Annotated in this window: 15 protein-coding genes, 1 pseudogene and 1 riboswitch; of the genes and pseudogenes, 8 read left to right on the plus strand and 8 right to left on the minus strand. The window is 72.2% G+C overall.

Annotation, left to right across the window (positions count from 1 at the left end; all coding sequences use genetic code 11):
* Positions 1 to 140: 140 nt before the first annotated feature.
* Positions 141 to 611, minus strand: a pseudogene (locus AC3CH1_RS03690) (hypothetical protein); the annotation flags it as partial.
* Positions 612 to 666: 55 nt separating this feature from the next.
* Between AC3CH1_RS03690 and AC3CH1_RS03695 the strand changes: the two are divergent.
* Both AC3CH1_RS03695 and AC3CH1_RS03700 read left to right on the plus strand, forming a co-directional pair.
* Positions 667 to 885, plus strand: coding sequence for a hypothetical protein (locus AC3CH1_RS03695; RefSeq protein WP_488461528.1), 219 nt, complete (start codon positions 667 to 669; stop codon positions 883 to 885).
* 145 nt (positions 886 to 1,030) lie between these two features.
* Positions 1,031 to 1,792, plus strand: coding sequence for a MerR family transcriptional regulator (locus AC3CH1_RS03700; RefSeq protein WP_488461529.1), 762 nt, complete (start codon positions 1,031 to 1,033; stop codon positions 1,790 to 1,792).
* Positions 1,793 to 1,980: 188 nt separating this feature from the next.
* On the opposite strand, the gene AC3CH1_RS03705 is transcribed toward AC3CH1_RS03700, so the two are convergent.
* The 5 genes from AC3CH1_RS03705 to AC3CH1_RS03725 all read right to left on the minus strand — a co-directional run bounded on the left by AC3CH1_RS03705 (position 1,981) and on the right by AC3CH1_RS03725 (position 6,446).
* Complete coding sequence (locus AC3CH1_RS03705; protein ID WP_488461530.1) at positions 1,981 to 2,445, minus strand: GNAT family N-acetyltransferase; 465 nt, start codon at positions 2,443 to 2,445, stop codon at positions 1,981 to 1,983.
* Between the two features lie 514 nt (positions 2,446 to 2,959).
* On the minus strand, positions 2,960 to 4,159 hold the full coding sequence (locus tag AC3CH1_RS03710) for an MBL fold metallo-hydrolase (protein ID WP_488461531.1): 1,200 nt from the start codon (positions 4,157 to 4,159) through the stop codon (positions 2,960 to 2,962).
* 104 nt (positions 4,160 to 4,263) lie between these two features.
* Complete coding sequence (locus AC3CH1_RS03715; protein ID WP_488461532.1) at positions 4,264 to 4,704, minus strand: PPOX class F420-dependent oxidoreductase; 441 nt, start codon at positions 4,702 to 4,704, stop codon at positions 4,264 to 4,266.
* A gap of 347 nt (positions 4,705 to 5,051) precedes the next feature.
* Positions 5,052 to 6,053 carry a DUF6745 domain-containing protein gene (locus AC3CH1_RS03720; RefSeq protein WP_488461533.1) on the minus strand — a complete coding sequence of 334 codons (1,002 nt, stop codon included), beginning with the start codon at positions 6,051 to 6,053 and terminating at the stop codon, positions 5,052 to 5,054.
* Positions 6,054 to 6,119: 66 nt separating this feature from the next.
* Positions 6,120 to 6,446 carry a hypothetical protein gene (locus tag AC3CH1_RS03725; protein WP_361866713.1) on the minus strand — a complete coding sequence of 109 codons (327 nt, stop codon included), beginning with the start codon at positions 6,444 to 6,446 and terminating at the stop codon, positions 6,120 to 6,122.
* A 174-nt stretch (positions 6,447 to 6,620) separates the two neighbouring features.
* Between AC3CH1_RS03725 and AC3CH1_RS03730 the strand changes: the two genes are divergently transcribed.
* From AC3CH1_RS03730 to AC3CH1_RS03755, 6 genes are read left to right on the plus strand one after another with little or no spacing between them, the layout of a single operon-like run.
* Entirely contained in the window at positions 6,621 to 7,571 is a 951-nt protein-coding gene (locus AC3CH1_RS03730) for an STM4015 family protein (protein ID WP_488461534.1), read from the plus strand.
* A 5-nt stretch (positions 7,572 to 7,576) separates the two neighbouring features.
* The gene (locus AC3CH1_RS03735; protein ID WP_488461535.1) at positions 7,577 to 8,536 is read left to right on the plus strand and encodes an STM4015 family protein; all 960 of its coding nucleotides are present in this window, start codon (positions 7,577 to 7,579) and stop codon (positions 8,534 to 8,536) included.
* The gene (locus AC3CH1_RS03740) at positions 8,517 to 9,674 is read left to right on the plus strand and encodes an STM4014 family protein (RefSeq protein ID WP_488461536.1); all 1,158 of its coding nucleotides are present in this window, start codon (positions 8,517 to 8,519) and stop codon (positions 9,672 to 9,674) included. The genes AC3CH1_RS03735 and AC3CH1_RS03740 overlap by 20 nt, the downstream gene beginning before the upstream one ends.
* 43 nt (positions 9,675 to 9,717) lie before the next feature.
* Complete coding sequence (locus AC3CH1_RS03745; RefSeq protein ID WP_488462136.1) at positions 9,718 to 10,548, plus strand: STM4013/SEN3800 family hydrolase; 831 nt, start codon at positions 9,718 to 9,720, stop codon at positions 10,546 to 10,548.
* Complete coding sequence (locus AC3CH1_RS03750) at positions 10,545 to 11,927, plus strand: STM4012 family radical SAM protein (RefSeq protein ID WP_488461537.1); 1,383 nt, start codon at positions 10,545 to 10,547, stop codon at positions 11,925 to 11,927. The genes AC3CH1_RS03745 and AC3CH1_RS03750 overlap by 4 nt, the downstream gene beginning before the upstream one ends.
* A 7-nt stretch (positions 11,928 to 11,934) precedes the next feature.
* Entirely contained in the window at positions 11,935 to 12,858 is a 924-nt protein-coding gene (locus AC3CH1_RS03755; protein WP_488461538.1) for an STM4011 family radical SAM protein, read from the plus strand.
* 12 nt (positions 12,859 to 12,870) lie between these two features.
* On the opposite strand, the gene AC3CH1_RS03760 is transcribed toward AC3CH1_RS03755, so the two are convergent.
* On the minus strand, positions 12,871 to 13,686 hold the full coding sequence (locus AC3CH1_RS03760) for an SGNH/GDSL hydrolase family protein (protein WP_488461539.1): 816 nt from the start codon (positions 13,684 to 13,686) through the stop codon (positions 12,871 to 12,873).
* A 189-nt stretch (positions 13,687 to 13,875) separates the two neighbouring features.
* A complete protein-coding gene (locus AC3CH1_RS03765) occupies positions 13,876 to 14,832 on the minus strand; it encodes a M23 family metallopeptidase (protein ID WP_488461540.1) in 957 nt (318 codons plus the stop codon).
* Positions 14,833 to 14,834: 2 nt separating this feature from the next.
* A riboswitch (cyclic di-AMP (ydaO/yuaA leader) is annotated at positions 14,835 to 14,995 on the minus strand.
* Positions 14,996 to 15,007: the final 12 nt, after the last annotated feature.

Below are 15,007 nucleotides of genomic sequence, written 5' to 3' on the forward strand. Positions count from 1 at the left end.
TACGGGATTCGAGGGCTGCCCCAGTGTGCCCCGCGCGCCGGGCGTGTCTCGCGTCACCGGCGCCGGAGCGCGCGGCGTGTCGTACGGGGTGCCTCGCGGCCGCCGCGAGATACCCCCGCGGTCCGGCGCGCAGGACTCCAGGAGACGCCGGGAGCGTCCTGGGACCGTCGTACGACGGCCGCCCCACGCAGGGCCACGACGCACCAGACGGCCACCAGGAGCAGCGCGGCCGCGGCGAGGCCCGCGACTTCGAGGGGCGCCGGCCGCCAGCCCAGAGACAGCCGGGTGCCGATCATGACGGTGCCGAGGAGGACCTCCGACGGGGAGTAGACCGGCACTCTGGCCGCCACGAACCGCAGGACGGCGCCCAGCACCAGACCGATCACGGCCCAGGCGAGCAGATAGGGCCAGAGCGCCCCCGGAGCGGCGGGCGGCAGGCCGTATTCCTCCGGGCCGATGCGGAACAGGGCGCCCAACCACCCCAGCGTCACCCCGGCGGCGGTGACGAGCGCCGCCCACAGCGCATGACGCCACAGCGGGCCGGACCGCACACGCTCGTCCTCGTCCTCGTCCTGGGTGTCGACGGGGTTCATGGTCTCGGGAAGATCCATCACACCCGGAGAGACGCTCACCGGCCGCCGATCGTTGCGCCGCGGGCGGTGTCGAGTGCATGCCGAAAACGCTGCGGTCGTCCGGAGGGCCATAGCTCGTCGGCGACGAGCCCGGCATGACCAGGACGCGGACCCGTCCGTCGACCTGTTCGAGGTCACGGCGAAAAGCGTCGACGCCACGTTCTGTCTGAGCGTGTCGCCGCCGGAGCCCGAGTCGGCGCTGGAGAACATCACGGTGAGCCTCTCCATCACCGTCGAGGAGGGCCGGTGCTGAAGCCGGCCGCCACGCCTCGGTGAGCCGGTCTTCCGACCGCCGCGGAAGCGGGCTTGAAGTTGCCGCAGCGGCAGCTTCTACGGTCATGACCGGGGCCGGAGGAACCGGCCCCGTGAGGTGCTCGTGAGGGAGTGAGCAAGTGGCGATGGACTGGCCGATCTCCGAGGTCGCCCGGATGTCGGGGGTGACCGCCCGGACCCTGCGGCACTACGACGAGATCGGTCTGCTGCCACCGGCCAGGATCGGCTCCAACGGCCACCGCTACTACGAGGAGCACCAACTCCTGCTGCTGCAGCAGATCCTCGTGCTGCGGGCGTTGGATGTCGGACTGCCGGAGATCGGCAGGGTCCTCGCCGACCAGGTGGACACGGTGGAGGCCCTGCGCGGACACCGTCGACGGCTGCTCACCGAACGGGACCGGCTGGACAGCCTCGCCGCGACCGTCTCCCGCACGATCGCCGAGCTGGAACAGTCCAGAAAGGACGGTACCGCCATGACCGCCATCAACCGGCCGGAGAACCTGTTCGAGGGCGTTCAGCCCTCCCGGTACGAGGAGAACCTGCGCGACTTTCCCGACCTCGCCGAGGAGGCCGGCCGACGGGCCGCCACCATGCCCCCGGCGGAGACCGAGGCCGGGCAGCGCGAGCGCACGGCGCTGATGATCCGACTGGCCGAGCACATGGCCGTCGGCGATCCGGCCGACGCCGAGCCCGTGCAGACCGAGATCGAAGGTCAGTACCGGGCGCTCACGGCACTGCACCCGGTGTCCGCCGACGAGTTCCGTGCGATCGGGCGCTCCTGCGTGGACAACGAGCAGTGGCGCGCCGCGTACGAGGCCATCGCCCCGGGCCTGGCCGCATACCAGCGGGTCGCCATCGAGGCGTACGCCGCTTCCCGCCTCGCCTGACCGGGACGGGGCCGCCGCGGGACAAGCCGGTGGCGGCCCTCAGCCATCAGCGGCGCGGACGGAGGCGTCCGCACCGCCGCACGTGGTCAGCGCTCCCCGGCCAGGCCGAGACCGCTCCGCGCCGCCGGTGCGGGGCCGGGGCCGACCGGCTCCTTGACCGTCACGGCACTGCTGGGGAGCGCTACAGGTCACAGGTGCATCGTGCTGGTGTGCTGTTGCCAGAGGTAGAACAGCTCGGGGTCGCCCTCGTCGAGGCCGTGGAGAAGGCCGACCGGGCTCCATCCGTTTCGTTGGAGAAGCCGCTGCATCGGCTGGTTGGACACGTTGGTCGAGGTGAACAGCTTCGGGGTGGCGCATGAGGCTGCCGCGGCGTTCAGCAGCCGATGGCCAACGCCTCTGCCGCGGGCGGAGGGCGTCACCATCAGCATCGTCACGAAGCCCTGTTCGAAGAACGTGTACTCAACCACGCAGTAGCCGAGCGCGCCCGACGCATCCTCCGCCACGACCGCCAGGCCCTCCCGGCACCACTTTCGGATGCTCGCCTGTCGTTCGCCGTCGCCTTCGACCGCAATCGCGTCGATCCCGATCAGCGTGTCCGCCTCCGACTCGCTCGCGCGGCGCACATCGAACTCGCCCGGATCCACTGCACTCATGGGGCCATGTTGTCAGCTCCCGTGGGCCGTGTACTGGGCAGCGCATGTGGTGGCCGTGGTCGACGAGCCGCAGGAGCTGCCGGCGTGGCATGTCATAGGTGACCAGTAGCCTCGGGCTCCATGGGCTTACAGATCGACGTAGTGGCCGGTTGCCCGATCAACGAGGAGATGGAGAGGGTGCTCGGATCGGCCGAGGCGGTCGGCGAACCCATCTCTGTCACGTTCATGGGGGAAGGGCGTGCCGGCCTCGACGTATCTGCCGGTCACCTGTCCCTCGCGGGCCAGGTCGGCCTGCTCCCTGTCTGTGCTCCGGGCATGGGCGAACTATTCTTGGCTGTGGGCATAGAGCGTTTCTGTCCCCTGCGCGGAGGGCAGCGACTCACACTGCCGCGGCACAGTCGGACGTCCACCTCCGCAGAGCGCATCCACAGCCGCCCGTGGACCGGCCCTCTGTTCGCGCGCGGCAGATCGCTCAACAGCTGAGAGAGCTGCTGAAGATCACCCACGTCCTCGATCAGCGCTCGCCCGCAAGGTCGACTTCCTCTCGATGCACCGGTGGCGCATCCGTCACCTTCGGACGCCGCCACGGGGTCGAGTTCGGCGGCTGGGACACCGCACGCCACCATGGCTCGGCCGGCAGCTTCCCCGCCGGCTCGAACGGCTCGCCCGGCCGAGGGAACGCCACCGCCTGCCCGCCCTCCTCGCCGGCGTCCTTCGTCCACTCGGCCGGCTCCGCCCAGGCGTGCGGGGCCAGATTGAAGGTGCCCCAGTGGATCGGCAGCAGTACGCCGTGCGGGCGACCGCCCTGGAGGTCCAGGTGGGCGCGCATGCCTTCGGCGGGGGTCATGTGGATGTCCGGCCAGTACTCCGAATACGCGCCGATCTGGATCATGGTGGCGTCGAAGGGCCCGTGCTCGGCCCCGATGTCCCGGAAGCCGGGGAAGTAGCCCGTGTCCCCGCTGTGGTAGATCCGGTGCTCCGGACCCGTGACCGTCCACGACGCCCAGAGCGTGTGCTGCTGGTTGCGCAGCCCGCGGCCGCAGAAGTGGCGTGCGGGGGTGGCGGTGAGGTTGATTCCGGCGACGGTCGCGGTCTCGTTCCAGTCGAGCTCGCGCATCCGGCTCGTGGGGACGCCCCAGCGCTCCAGATGGGCTCCGACCCCGAGGGGCACGGCGAAGACCGTGTCGGTGCGGGCCAGGGCGCGGATCGTCGGCAGGTCGAGGTGGTCGTAGTGGTCGTGGGAGATGACGACCACGTCGACGGGTCCGAGCGCGGCCAGCGACAGTGGAGTGGGGTGCAGTCGCTTGGGCCCGGCGAAGGGGAACGGGGAACAGCGCTCGCCCCAGACCGGGTCGAACAGGATCCGCCGCCCGTCGATCTCCGCCAGCACGCTGGAATGGCCCATCCAGGTCAGCCGGAGCCCGGTGGCGGGGGGTACGGCCAAATCGGCGAGGGTCGTGGCGTGGACGGGCACGGAGCCCGTCGGCGTCCTGCGGGCCCGCTGCTCCTTGTGGAAGTAGATCTTGGCGAACTCGACGGTGGACCCGGAGGGCCTGGTCCGCGCCCCCACCGGGTTCTGGAACGCTCCGTCGACGAATTGGGGCGAGCGGCGGATGCGCTCCATCCGCGCTCCGGCCGGATCGGCTCCGAAGGACTCGGTGCGCATCGCGCGCAGTTTCGTGCGGAACGGAAGCAAGTAGTCAGCGCCGGTCACAAGATCTCCTGAGGGAGTCGGTGTCATCTCATTATGGTCGGCCTGTACGACAGGGCGAGCCCAGAGGATGCTGAACGGGGCAACCGGCCCGGCCGGCGGCGACGTCAGCCACGCGGTTGCCCGTAGACATGGTCGATGCGCAGGGTGAGCAGCACCCTGCGGTCCTCGACCATGGCCCGCCGGTAGTCGTCCCAGTCGGGGTGCTCACCCCTGACGTCCCGGTAGAGCGTGATCAGCGCCTCCACCGTGGCGTCGTCGGGCGCCGCGGCGGGCAGGGTCAGTTCAGCGGTCCCGTCGGCGACGGTCCAGGCCCAGCGGTCGTCACTGGTGACGTGGTAGCTCGCCCGGGGGTCGCGCCGCAGGTTACGGGTCTTGGCGCGGTTCTCGGTGATCGAGACACGGACCAATCGCTCCTCGGGATAGAAGGCGTGATTGACGTTGGACAGCTGGGGGCGTCCGTCCTGTTTCAGAGTGACCAGGACTCCGCCGTCGTGCTCACCGAAGAGGCGGAGCAGTGCTTCCTGTGCCGGTTCGATTCGCGTCATGCAGGATGCAACGTCCGGGCCGTCCGGAGGATTCCGGTGCGCCGCAGCCGCCGATGCCTCCGTCGGACGCGGTCCCTCCGTCGCTGACCTGGCGTATGGGTCGGGGGGTGAGGGCGGGCCGGTGACTGGCGTCCGGTTGAACGTGCCGGAGCGGCGCGAGGAGCTGTTGCGCGCGACGGTCGGGCAGGTCGGAGCCCTTGGGGTCTCGAAGGCGCCCGCACCTGGGCTGGGCATCGGCCTGGCGGAGCGGACCGGTCCGCCGGCCTCCGAACCCCGCGGCACGGGTCCTTCCCGCGACGGGCTGACGGCCGCGCCCGAACGCCCGCCCGACGCACCAGCTCCTCGGGTCAGGTCTGGCGCACCGGTGCGTAGGCCGCTCCGTCCAGTCCGAACGTCCAGGCGACCCCGTCCTTCGCGGTCCGGGTGGCGGGCGGCACGCGCAGCCAGTAGGTGCGGTACGTGCCGTCCGGCTCGGGGGTGGAGTTGACCACCTCGACCATCACCACGTCCTCGTCGCCCGCGAGGGAGATGCGCCAAAGGATGCCCGTCTCGTCGCGGTGGACCGGTTCGGCGCCCGACTCGGTGAGATACCGGTCGTAGCCGTAGTACTCCAGCATCACGCGGCGCAGCTCCGCGTTCTCCTCGGCACGGATCCGCTCGGGGGTGAGGGAGGACAGCTCGGCCAGGAACGCGGCGGGGACGGGCATGCCGCGCCAGGCGTGGAGGGCGAAGCCGTCCCCGTAGGCGAGGGCCGGTCCCTCGCCGTGGTCGAGCCGGCCCGCCTCGTCGCGGTGGAGGACGTCGGGCCGCTCGCTGATGACCGCGGCGTGCTCGTAGGGCCACCACCAGCCGGCGTTGCGGGCCACCTCCGCGAGGCCCGTCAGCCGGTCGCCCCGCCCGTCGAAGGCGGCGAGCCAGGCGGCGTCGTGCTGGCCGAGCACGGCGTCCAGGAGCACCAGCCGCACGGCGCCCTCGTCCTCGGGCCGCGGCGCGAGGTCCGCGACGACACCGGTCCGTATCCGCTCGGCGAGTGCGCCCGTGGTCTCCCACAGCTGGGCCCCCGTGGCGGACCAGAGCGCCGACCAGCCCGCCGGGCCCAGCTCGTCGTACATCCGGCGGCGTTCCTCGGCCCATGGGCGGGTGCGGACCTCCTCGCGCACCGACCGTCCGGCGTCGGCCAGCTTCTCCACCGTCTCGACGGCGGCCCGCGGCGACGCGGCCCAGATGATCCGGTCCGGCTCGGCCAGGCCCGCGGTGCGATAGGCACGCCGCACACCGGCCTCGGCCGCCGCCCGGTCCGCCCGGCCGGTCGCCGCCGCCACGCTCCGCCAGGAATTCACGTTCTGCATCGGTTGTCCCCGTCCCCTGCTGTGCTCGTTCTGGAAAGCTGTGCTTGCTCCGCCACGGCCGAGCGGTCAGTCCGCCACGACGCGGATCGCGCCCGGTGCGTACTCCCGCTGCCGCACGACGCGGAACCAGCCCTTGGGGAGCGGGATCACCGCGTGCTCCTCGTGCACCACCCGCCCGCCCTCGGGGAGATGGAGCAGCATCGGGCCGAACTGACCCGCTTCCCGGATCAGCCGGCCGGGGCCCTGCACGGCGTGCGCGTGTCCGGTGACCTCTCCCAGCGCGAGCACCAGCCGCCCCCGCCCGTCGCGCAGTTCGCCCGGGGCCTCCAGGAAGGGGGCGGGCACCGCCGACTCCTCCAACTCCATGATCAGTACATCGCCCTGCCGGTACACAGACGTCTCCCCTCGGTCGCGGCACCCGCTGTGCCGGCCACGGGAAAAACGCTACGGGCAGGGTCTGACAACGGACCGCCGCGACGGCCGCGGACGGGTCCCGGGCGCGGGGTTGTCAGTGCGGCTTGATAGACCTTGCGGACATCCAGTCCCCAGGATCAGGAGTTCAGGGCCATGTACGGTGCGCAGCATCTGCACGAGTTCGGCGGCCTTCCGGTCGTCGACTTCCAGCACACGGCCGACGGGGGCTCCCGGCCCGCCGCGGACGCCGTGGCCTGGCGTGTCTCCGTCGACCCGTACGACGACGACCGGCCCTGGGAGGAGGAGTTCGCCGACTTCCTGGACAAGGTCGACCCGGCCGGCGTCCGGGCCCTGGTCATCGGCCAATGGGGCGAGGCGTACGAGGAGACCTCCTCCGTGCCGATCGGCCTCGTGATCGCCGCCGCGAACCGGCTGACCTCGCTGGAGGCGGTGTTCGTCGGGGATCTGGAGGCGGAGGAGGCCGAGATCACCTGGATCCAGCAGTCGGACGTGACCGTGCTGCTGGCCGCCTTCCCCGCACTGACGGAATTCGGCGTGCGCGGAGGCTCCGAGCTGGTGTTCCCACCGACGAAGCACGATCGGCTGCGGGCGCTGACCGTCCAGGCGGGGGGCCTTCCCGCCGAGGTGGTGCGGGGTGTGCTGGACAGCGAACTGCCCGCGCTGGAGCGGCTGGACCTCTGGCTCGGCGTGTCCGCCTACGAGGGCGACACCGGCCTCACCGACCTCGCCCCGCTGCTCTCCGGCACCCGATTCCCCCGGCTGAACCACCTGGGAGTGCGCAACAGCGAGATCGAGAACGAGATCGCGTCGGCCCTCGCCTCGGCTCCGGTCGTCGCCCAACTGCGGGTGCTCGACCTGTCGAACGGGACGCTGGGCGACGAAGGTGCGGCCGCCCTCCTCGAAGGGCAGCCGCTGACCCACCTGGAACTCCTCGATCTCCACCACCACTTCCTCACCGACGCGATGGCGGAACGGGTCCGTTCCGCCCTGGAGCCCCACGGTGTGCGCGTCGATCTCTCCGAGAAGTGCGAGCCCTGGGGCGACCGGGGTGCCGAGGGCCGCTACACCGCCGTCTCGGAGTAGGCGCCATGACGTACATCGGCATCCGGCACCTCGACCGCTTCCACGGGCTGCCGGTCCACTCCCCCGGGCCGTCGTCCGGGTCCCTGCCCGCCGCCGACTCCGTCGCCTGGCGGCTGGAGTGCTCCTACGACGAGGACACGGACTTCCCCGCACTGTGGGAGCAGTTCCTGGAGACGGTGGACACGACGCGGGTCCAGGCGCTCCTCATCGGCCCCTGGTGGCGTCAGGACTACACCCCGTTCGCCCCCGTGATAGAGCTGATCGTCGCCCACGCGAACCGCTTCCCGGCCCTGCGCGGGCTCTTCCTCGCCGATGTGGTGGGCGAGGAGTGCGAAGTGTCCTGGCTGCGGATGTGCGACATCACCCCCGTGCTCGAAGCGCTGCCGCTGCTGGAGGAGTTCGCCGTGCGCGGCTGCGGCCAGGAGGGGCTGCGGCTGCGCCCGCTGCGCCATGCGTCGCTGAAGTCGCTGCGCTTCGAGTCCGGCGGCCTGCCAGGCGAGGTGGTGCGGGCGGTCGCCGCGAGCCAACTGCCCGCGCTGGAGCGGCTGGACCTGTGGTTCGGCAGTTCGTGGTACGGCGGCGACGCCACCCTTGACGACATCCGGCCGGTCCTGTCGGGTGGCGTGTTCCCCCGGCTGCGCCACCTGGGGCTGCAGAACAGCGAGATTCAGGACGAGATCGCCGTCGCGGTGGGTTCCGCGCCCGTCGTCGCCCAGTTGGAGACCCTGGCGCTGTCGATGGGCACCCTGAGCGACACGGGCGGCGAGGCCCTGCTCAACGGGCAGCCCCTGAACCACCTGGCCACGCTCGACCTGCGCCACCACTACCTCACCGAGCCGGTGCTGGACCGCGTCAGGACCGCGTGTGCCCCGGCCGTCGTCGAGGCCGGCGAGGCCGAGGAGGACTACGGGGACCCGGACGACGAGGACTACGAACCGGAACGCTATGTCGCGGTCAGCGAGTAGCGGCGGGGGCGGCCCGGCGCCGCGCTTCGCGGTCGTCGGCAATCCGGGCAACCGTCGGGTCGCCTTCTTCGAGGAGGCCGTGCGATCCGCCGGGCTGCCGCCGGCCCGGGTGGTGCCCTGGCTCCGGGTGCTGCGCGGCGAGGCGGTGTTCGCGGCGGGCGAGAGCGTACGGATCGATTCGCCCGGTGAGGACGCCGAAGTGGAGCGGCTGCTCCGCGGGGTCGACGACCCCACCCGGGTGGAGGGTTCGGCCCGGTGGTACGCGCGCTTCACGGCGGCGGTGGACGCGGTGGCGGGCGCGGCCTCGGCCGCCGGCGCCGAGGTGCTGGGCTCCCCCGGTGACATCGCCGTGCTCTTCGACAAGCGGCTGTGCCACGGGCTCCTCGACCGCGCGGGGGTCCCCGTGCCCGCCTCGCCGACGTCCGGCCCGGGGGCGGCCCCGGTGCGCGGCTGGTCAGACGTACGGGAGTTGCTGCGGGAGCACCGGATGCCCCGGGCGTTCGTGAAGCTCGCGCACGGCTCCTCCGCCTCCGGGGTGCTGGCGGTGGAGACGGCGGGTCCCGGCCGGGTCCGGGCGAGCACCTCCGTGGAGCGGGACGCGTCGGGTCGGCTGTTCAACTCGCTGCGGGTGCGGCGCTACACCTCGGAGGCGGAGGTCGGCGCGGTCGTGGACGCGCTGGCCCCGGACGGGCTGCACATCGAGCGCTGGCTGCCAAAGGCGTCCCAGCGGGGTCGGGCCGCGGATCTGCGGATCGTGGTGGTCGGCGGCCGGGCGACGCACGCCGTGGTGCGGACGAGCACGAGCCCCATGACCAATCTGCATCTGGGCGGAGCGCGCGGCGACCTCGGCGAGGTCCGGACCGCCGTGGCGGCGGCCGGCGGTTGCTGGCGCGAGGCGCTGGCGATGTGCGAGCGGGCGGCGGCCTGCTTCCCCGGGACGCCCTGTGTGGGCGTCGACCTCTTGCCCACCGCCGGCTGGCGGCGCTTCGCCGTCGGCGAGGTCAACGCCTTCGGCGATCTGCTGCCCGGACTGACCGGTCTGCCGGGCAGCGGCGCCGAGGGCCTGAACACCTACGCGGCGCAGGTCGCCGCCGTACTGGACCGAGCAAGGAACCACCGTGCCGTCACCCCGTCCTGACCCCGACACGTCCCCCCTGCCCGGCGGTGGTGGCCGGCCCGACATGGGCGAGGTCGTGGGAAGCCACGATCTGCTGCTGGTCACCCTGGACACCCTGCGCCACGACGTCGCCGTCGAGCTGGCGGCCGCCGGGCGGCTGCCCAACCTCGCCCGGCATCTGCCCGGGGGCGGTTGGGAGGAGCGGCATGCTCCGGGCAGCTTCACCTACGCCTCGCACCAGGCGATGTTCGCCGGATTCCTGCCGACGCCCGCCTCCCCGGGACCGCACCCCCGGTTGTTCGCGGCGCGGTTCGCGGGAAGCGAGACGACGGCGGACGGCACGTTCGTGTTCGACACGCCTGATCTGGTGTCGGGGCTGGCCGCCGAGGGCTACCGCACGGTGTGCGTCGGCGGGGTCGGCTTCTTCGACCGGCAGGGGCCGCTCGGATCGGTGCTGCCCGGGATGTTCCAGGAGAGCCACTGGGAACCGGGCTTCGGCGTCGCCTCGCCCACCTCGTTCGAGGAACAGGTCGCCCGGGCGGAGCAGGTCGTCGCGGCGCTCCCCCGGGAACAGCGGCTGTTTCTCTTCGTCAACGTGTCCGCCCTGCATCAGCCGAACTGGTTCCATCTGCCCGGGGCGACCCGTGAGGCGGGTGACTCCCGGGCCACGCACGCGGCGGCCCTGGAGTACGTGGACCGGCACATCGGTCGGCTCTTCGCCGCGGCGAGCAGCCGTCGCCGGTGCTTCGCCGTCGTCTGTTCGGACCACGGCACGGCCTACGGCGACGACGGTTACACCGGTCACCGGCTCGGCCACCCGGCCGTCTGGACCGTCCCGTACGCCCACTTCTTCCTCGAACCACCCGCACCGCTCGCCCCGGGGGCCGCCCGATGACCACCACCACCGTCGCCGCCGAAGCGGCCACCGCCGTCCGGCCGTACGAGAGTTACGTCTACGCCTATCCGCACAAGACGGCCTACCGGCCGTTGGAGGACCGCCCTTCGCTGCGGTCGCTGTGGGCGGCGGAGCCCAAGGACGCGCTCTCCCTCTACCTCCACATACCGTTCTGCGAGGTCCGCTGCGGCTTCTGCAACCTCTTCACCCGGATCGGCGCGCCAGAGGAGCTGACGACGCGCTATCTGGACGCGTTGGAGCGGCAGGCCGTCGCCGTGCGGGACGCGCTGGGCGACGAGGAGCCGGTGCGGTTCGCCGCGGCGGCGTTCGGGGGCGGCACGCCGACGTTCCTGACCGCGGGTGAGCTGGAGCGGCTCTGCGACATGGCGGAGAAACGGATGGGCGCCGACCTGCGCTCGGTGCCGCTGTCGGTGGAGACGTCCCCGTCCACGGCGACGGCGGACCGGCTGGCGGTGCTGGCCGACCGGGGCACGACGCGGATCAGCATCGGTGTGCAGAGTTTCGTGGACGAGGAGGCGCGGGCGGCTGTCCGTCCGCAGCGCCGCGCCGATGTGGAGGCGGCGCTCGGCCGGATCCGCGAGGCCCGGATCCCGGTGCTGAACATCGACCTGATCTACGGCATCGACGGGCAGACCGAGCGCAGCTGGCGCTCCTCGCTGGACGCGGCGCTGGCCTGGCGTCCGGAGGAGCTGTATCTCTATCCGCTGTACGTCCGCCCGCTCACGGGTCTGCACCGCCTGGGCGCGGCCACCGGCGCCGAGGCGGAGGCGGTGCAGACCGCCTGGGACGAGCAGCGGCTGCGGCTGTACGCGGTGGGGCGGGACCATCTGCTGGCGCACGGCTACGAGCAGGTGTCGATGCGGATGTTCCGGCGGTCCGACGGACCGCGGGAGCAGGAGGGTCCCGAGGACTACGCCTGCCAGACCGACGGCATGATCGGCCTCGGCTGCGGTGCCCGTTCGTACACGGCGGCCCTGCACTACTCCTTCGACTACGCGGTGGACATGCGGGAGATCCGGTCGATCATCGACCGGTTCACCGCCGCCGAGGATTTCTCGCGGGCCGAGGTGGGCCGGTACGTCGACGCGGACGAGGCGCGGCGGCGGCATCTGCTGCAGTCGCTGCTCCAGGCGGCGGGGCTGCCGGTGGCGGACTACCGGGCACGGTTCGGCACGGATCCGGGCGCGGACTTCCCGGCCGAGCTGGCGGGGTTCGCGGCCCGTGGCTGGCTGGACGCGTCGGCGCCCGACGGTCTGCTGAGGCTGTCCCCGTCGGGCCTCGCCCACTCCGACGCGCTGGGTCCCGCGCTGTTCTCCCCCGGGGTGCGGTCCGCGATGGCCGCGTACGAGCGGAAGTGACGGGGCCATGGACCTGACGATTCTCTACCGGGGCCCGCTCGCCTCCTGCGACTACGACTGTCCGTACTGCCCGTTCGCCAAGCGGCGGGACAGCCGCGCGCAGCTCACGGCGGACCGGGAGGCGCTGGAGCGGTTCACCGGCTGGGCCGCGGAGCGGACCGGTGACCGGTTGTCCGTGCTGTTCACCCCGTGGGGCGAGGGCCTGGTGCGCTCCTGGTACCGGCGGGCGCTGACCGATCTCTCCCGGCTGCCGCACATCGGGCGGGTGGCGATCCAGACGAACCTGAGCGGTCGCACCGACTGGCTGGCCGACGCCGATCCGGAGCGGATCGCGCTCTGGTGCACCTACCACCCGGGGCAGACACCGTACGAACGGTTCCTGGGCAAGTGTCGGGAGCTGTCCGCGAAGGGGATCCGCCACAGCGTGGGGGTGGTGGGCTTCGACGCCCATCTGGAGGAGGCCCGGCGGTTGCGGGCGGCGCTGCCGGAGGAGGTCTATCTCTGGGTGAACGCCGCCGAGGGACACACCTACACCGACGAGGAGGCGGCGCGGTGGACGGAGCTGGATCCGTTGTTCCCCTACAGCCGTGATCCGCACCGTTCGGCGGGGCTGCCCTGCCGGACGGGCGAGTCGGTGATCTCGGTGGACGGGGACGGCACGGTGCGGCGCTGTCACTTCGTCAAGGCGGAGCTGGGCAATCTCTACGACGGCAGCTACCGCCGGGCGCTCGGCCCGCGGGCCTGTCCGCTCGCCGTGTGCGACTGCCACATCGGCTATGTGCATCTGGAGTCGCTGCCGTTGTACGACGTGTTCGCGGGCGGTGTCCTGGAGCGGATACCGGCAGCCCACCCCCGGGGCGGGGGCACGCCGCCGGACGGGCTCGTGGTGCCGGGCCCGTCCCGGCGTGCGCTTCCCCTGCTGGAGCCCTGACCGGTTCGACGGCTACAGCGGCAGGAGGTCCGGGCGCTTCGCCCCGACGTGGTCGCCGGAGGACTCTCCGCGCAGCCGTCGGCCGATCCAGGGCACGAGGTATTCGCGGGCCCACTGGATGTTGTCGCGCCGTGCGTCGAAGGGTCTGCGCTGGGCCTGCGGCGGCCAGGGCTGGTCGGGGTCGGCGGGCACCTCGTGGCCGAGGACCTGGGCGGCGCGCAGCGCCACGCGGGTGTGGCCCTCGGGCGACAGGTGCAGCCGGTCGCTGTCCCACGCGCGCCGGTCCTGCACGGAACGCAGCGACCACAGGTCCAGCACGGGGCAGTGGTAGCGGTCGGCGATGGCCCGCAGGTGGACGTTGTACGTGGCGATCTTGCCGCGCATGTGGCGCAGCACCGGAACGCCCCGGGTGTCGAAGCCGGTGGTGACCATGACCGTGCCGACGGCGTTGCTCAGGTCGGCGACCGCCCGCTCGAAGCGCTCGGCGAGGTCGTCGGGGTCGGTGCCGGGCCGGATGATGTCGTTGCCGCCCGCGCAGAAGCTGACCAGGTCGGGGGCCAGTTCCTTGGCGCGCGGGACCTGCTCCTCGACGATCTGGTCGAGGAGACGTCCTCGTACGGCGAGATTGGCGTAGCGGAAGTAGTCCAGGGGGCCGGTCGCCCCCTCGGGGGCCGGGAGCCGGTCGGCGAGGAGCACCGCGAAGCGGTCCGCCCAGCCGAGATACGTCCCGTCGGGGCCGGGGTCGCCGACGCCCTCGGTGAAACTGTCGCCAATCGCCGCGTACGACCCGATGGTGTGCTGCCGGTTGTTTCTCGAATCGTCTGCCACAAGCACTTATCCTGCATCGTGCGATGTGACCTACGCGACCGTAATACGGGGTTGACGGGTGGTGAGATAGACCACCCGGTCAGTTTTTGGTAAAGCCGGAATAAGTGGAGGGGCGGTGCGCCGCCGCGCACCGCCCCTCGATCACTTCTCGCCGCGTCCGGTCGGAAACGGCGACCCTGGACGGAGACGTCAGACGGAGACGCCGTGCTGACGCAGGTACGCGATCGGGTCGATGTCCGAGCCGTAGCTCGGGCCGGTGCGGACCTCGAAGTGCAGGTGCGGTCCGGTGGAGTTGCCGGTGGAGCCGGAGAGGCCGATCTGCTGGCCCCCGGTGACGGTCTGGCCGACGGAGACGTTGAGCGAGGACTGGTGGGCGTACTGGGAGTACATGCCGTCCTCGTGCTGGATGACGACCTCGTTGCCGTAGGAGCCGCTGTTGCCGGCCGAGACGACGGTGCCCGGACCGATGGCGAGTACGGGGGTGCCGGAGGCGGCCTGGAAGTCCGAGCCGGTGTGGTAGCCGCTGGACCAGCTGGCGCCGGAAGCCCGGTACTGGGTGGTGACGTTGGCGCTGGCCAGCGGGGCGGACCAGCCGGAGCCGGTGGCCTCGGAGGAGCCGGTCCCCGACGTGCTGCCGGAGCCCTCGGAGTCGTCGGCGGAGACGGTGTCGGCCTTCGGGGCCTCCTTAGGCGCGGCCTTCGGCGCCGGTGCGGCCTTCTTCGGGGCGGCCTCGGGGGCCGCGGACTTCTCGGCCGGCTCGGAGCCCTTGGCGCCGAGGGTCAGCTTCATGCCCGGGTGGATCAGGCCGGGGTTCTCGCCGACGGTGGAGCGGTTGTCCTGGTAGAGCTTCTCCCACCCGCCCTTGAGCTGGTGCTCGGCCGCGATCTTCGCCAGGTAGTCGCCGGAGACGACGGCGTACGTCTTCGGGGCGGTCTTCGACGCGGCGGGGGCGGTGGCCGGGACGGTGTGCGCGGCGGCGACCGAGGCGGCGGCGGGCTTCACGGCCGGAGCGGCCTGGTCCGCCGCGTTCGCGACGGTGGCCCCGATGAGCGGGAGGGCGAGTGCGGCGCCGCCGGTCCCTGCGACGAGGACGCCGCGGGAGATCGGGCCGGACTTCGGACGACGGTGCTTACCCTTTGCGGGCATGGGAAGTTCCTCTCCGGCGCCTGCGAGGTGAGCTGTCGGGTTCGGGCTGGAGATGCCCGGTCGCGTTGCGGCGACTTCACCCCGAGCCGGTCCGGATCGCTCCGGATCGGCGGCTTACCTGGTTCCCCCGCTCCTGCCACGCGTGAGTGGGTGGGTGCGAATTCCGGGCGGCGGC

This window comes from Streptomyces sp. MGP-P1 (assembly GCF_057766565.1).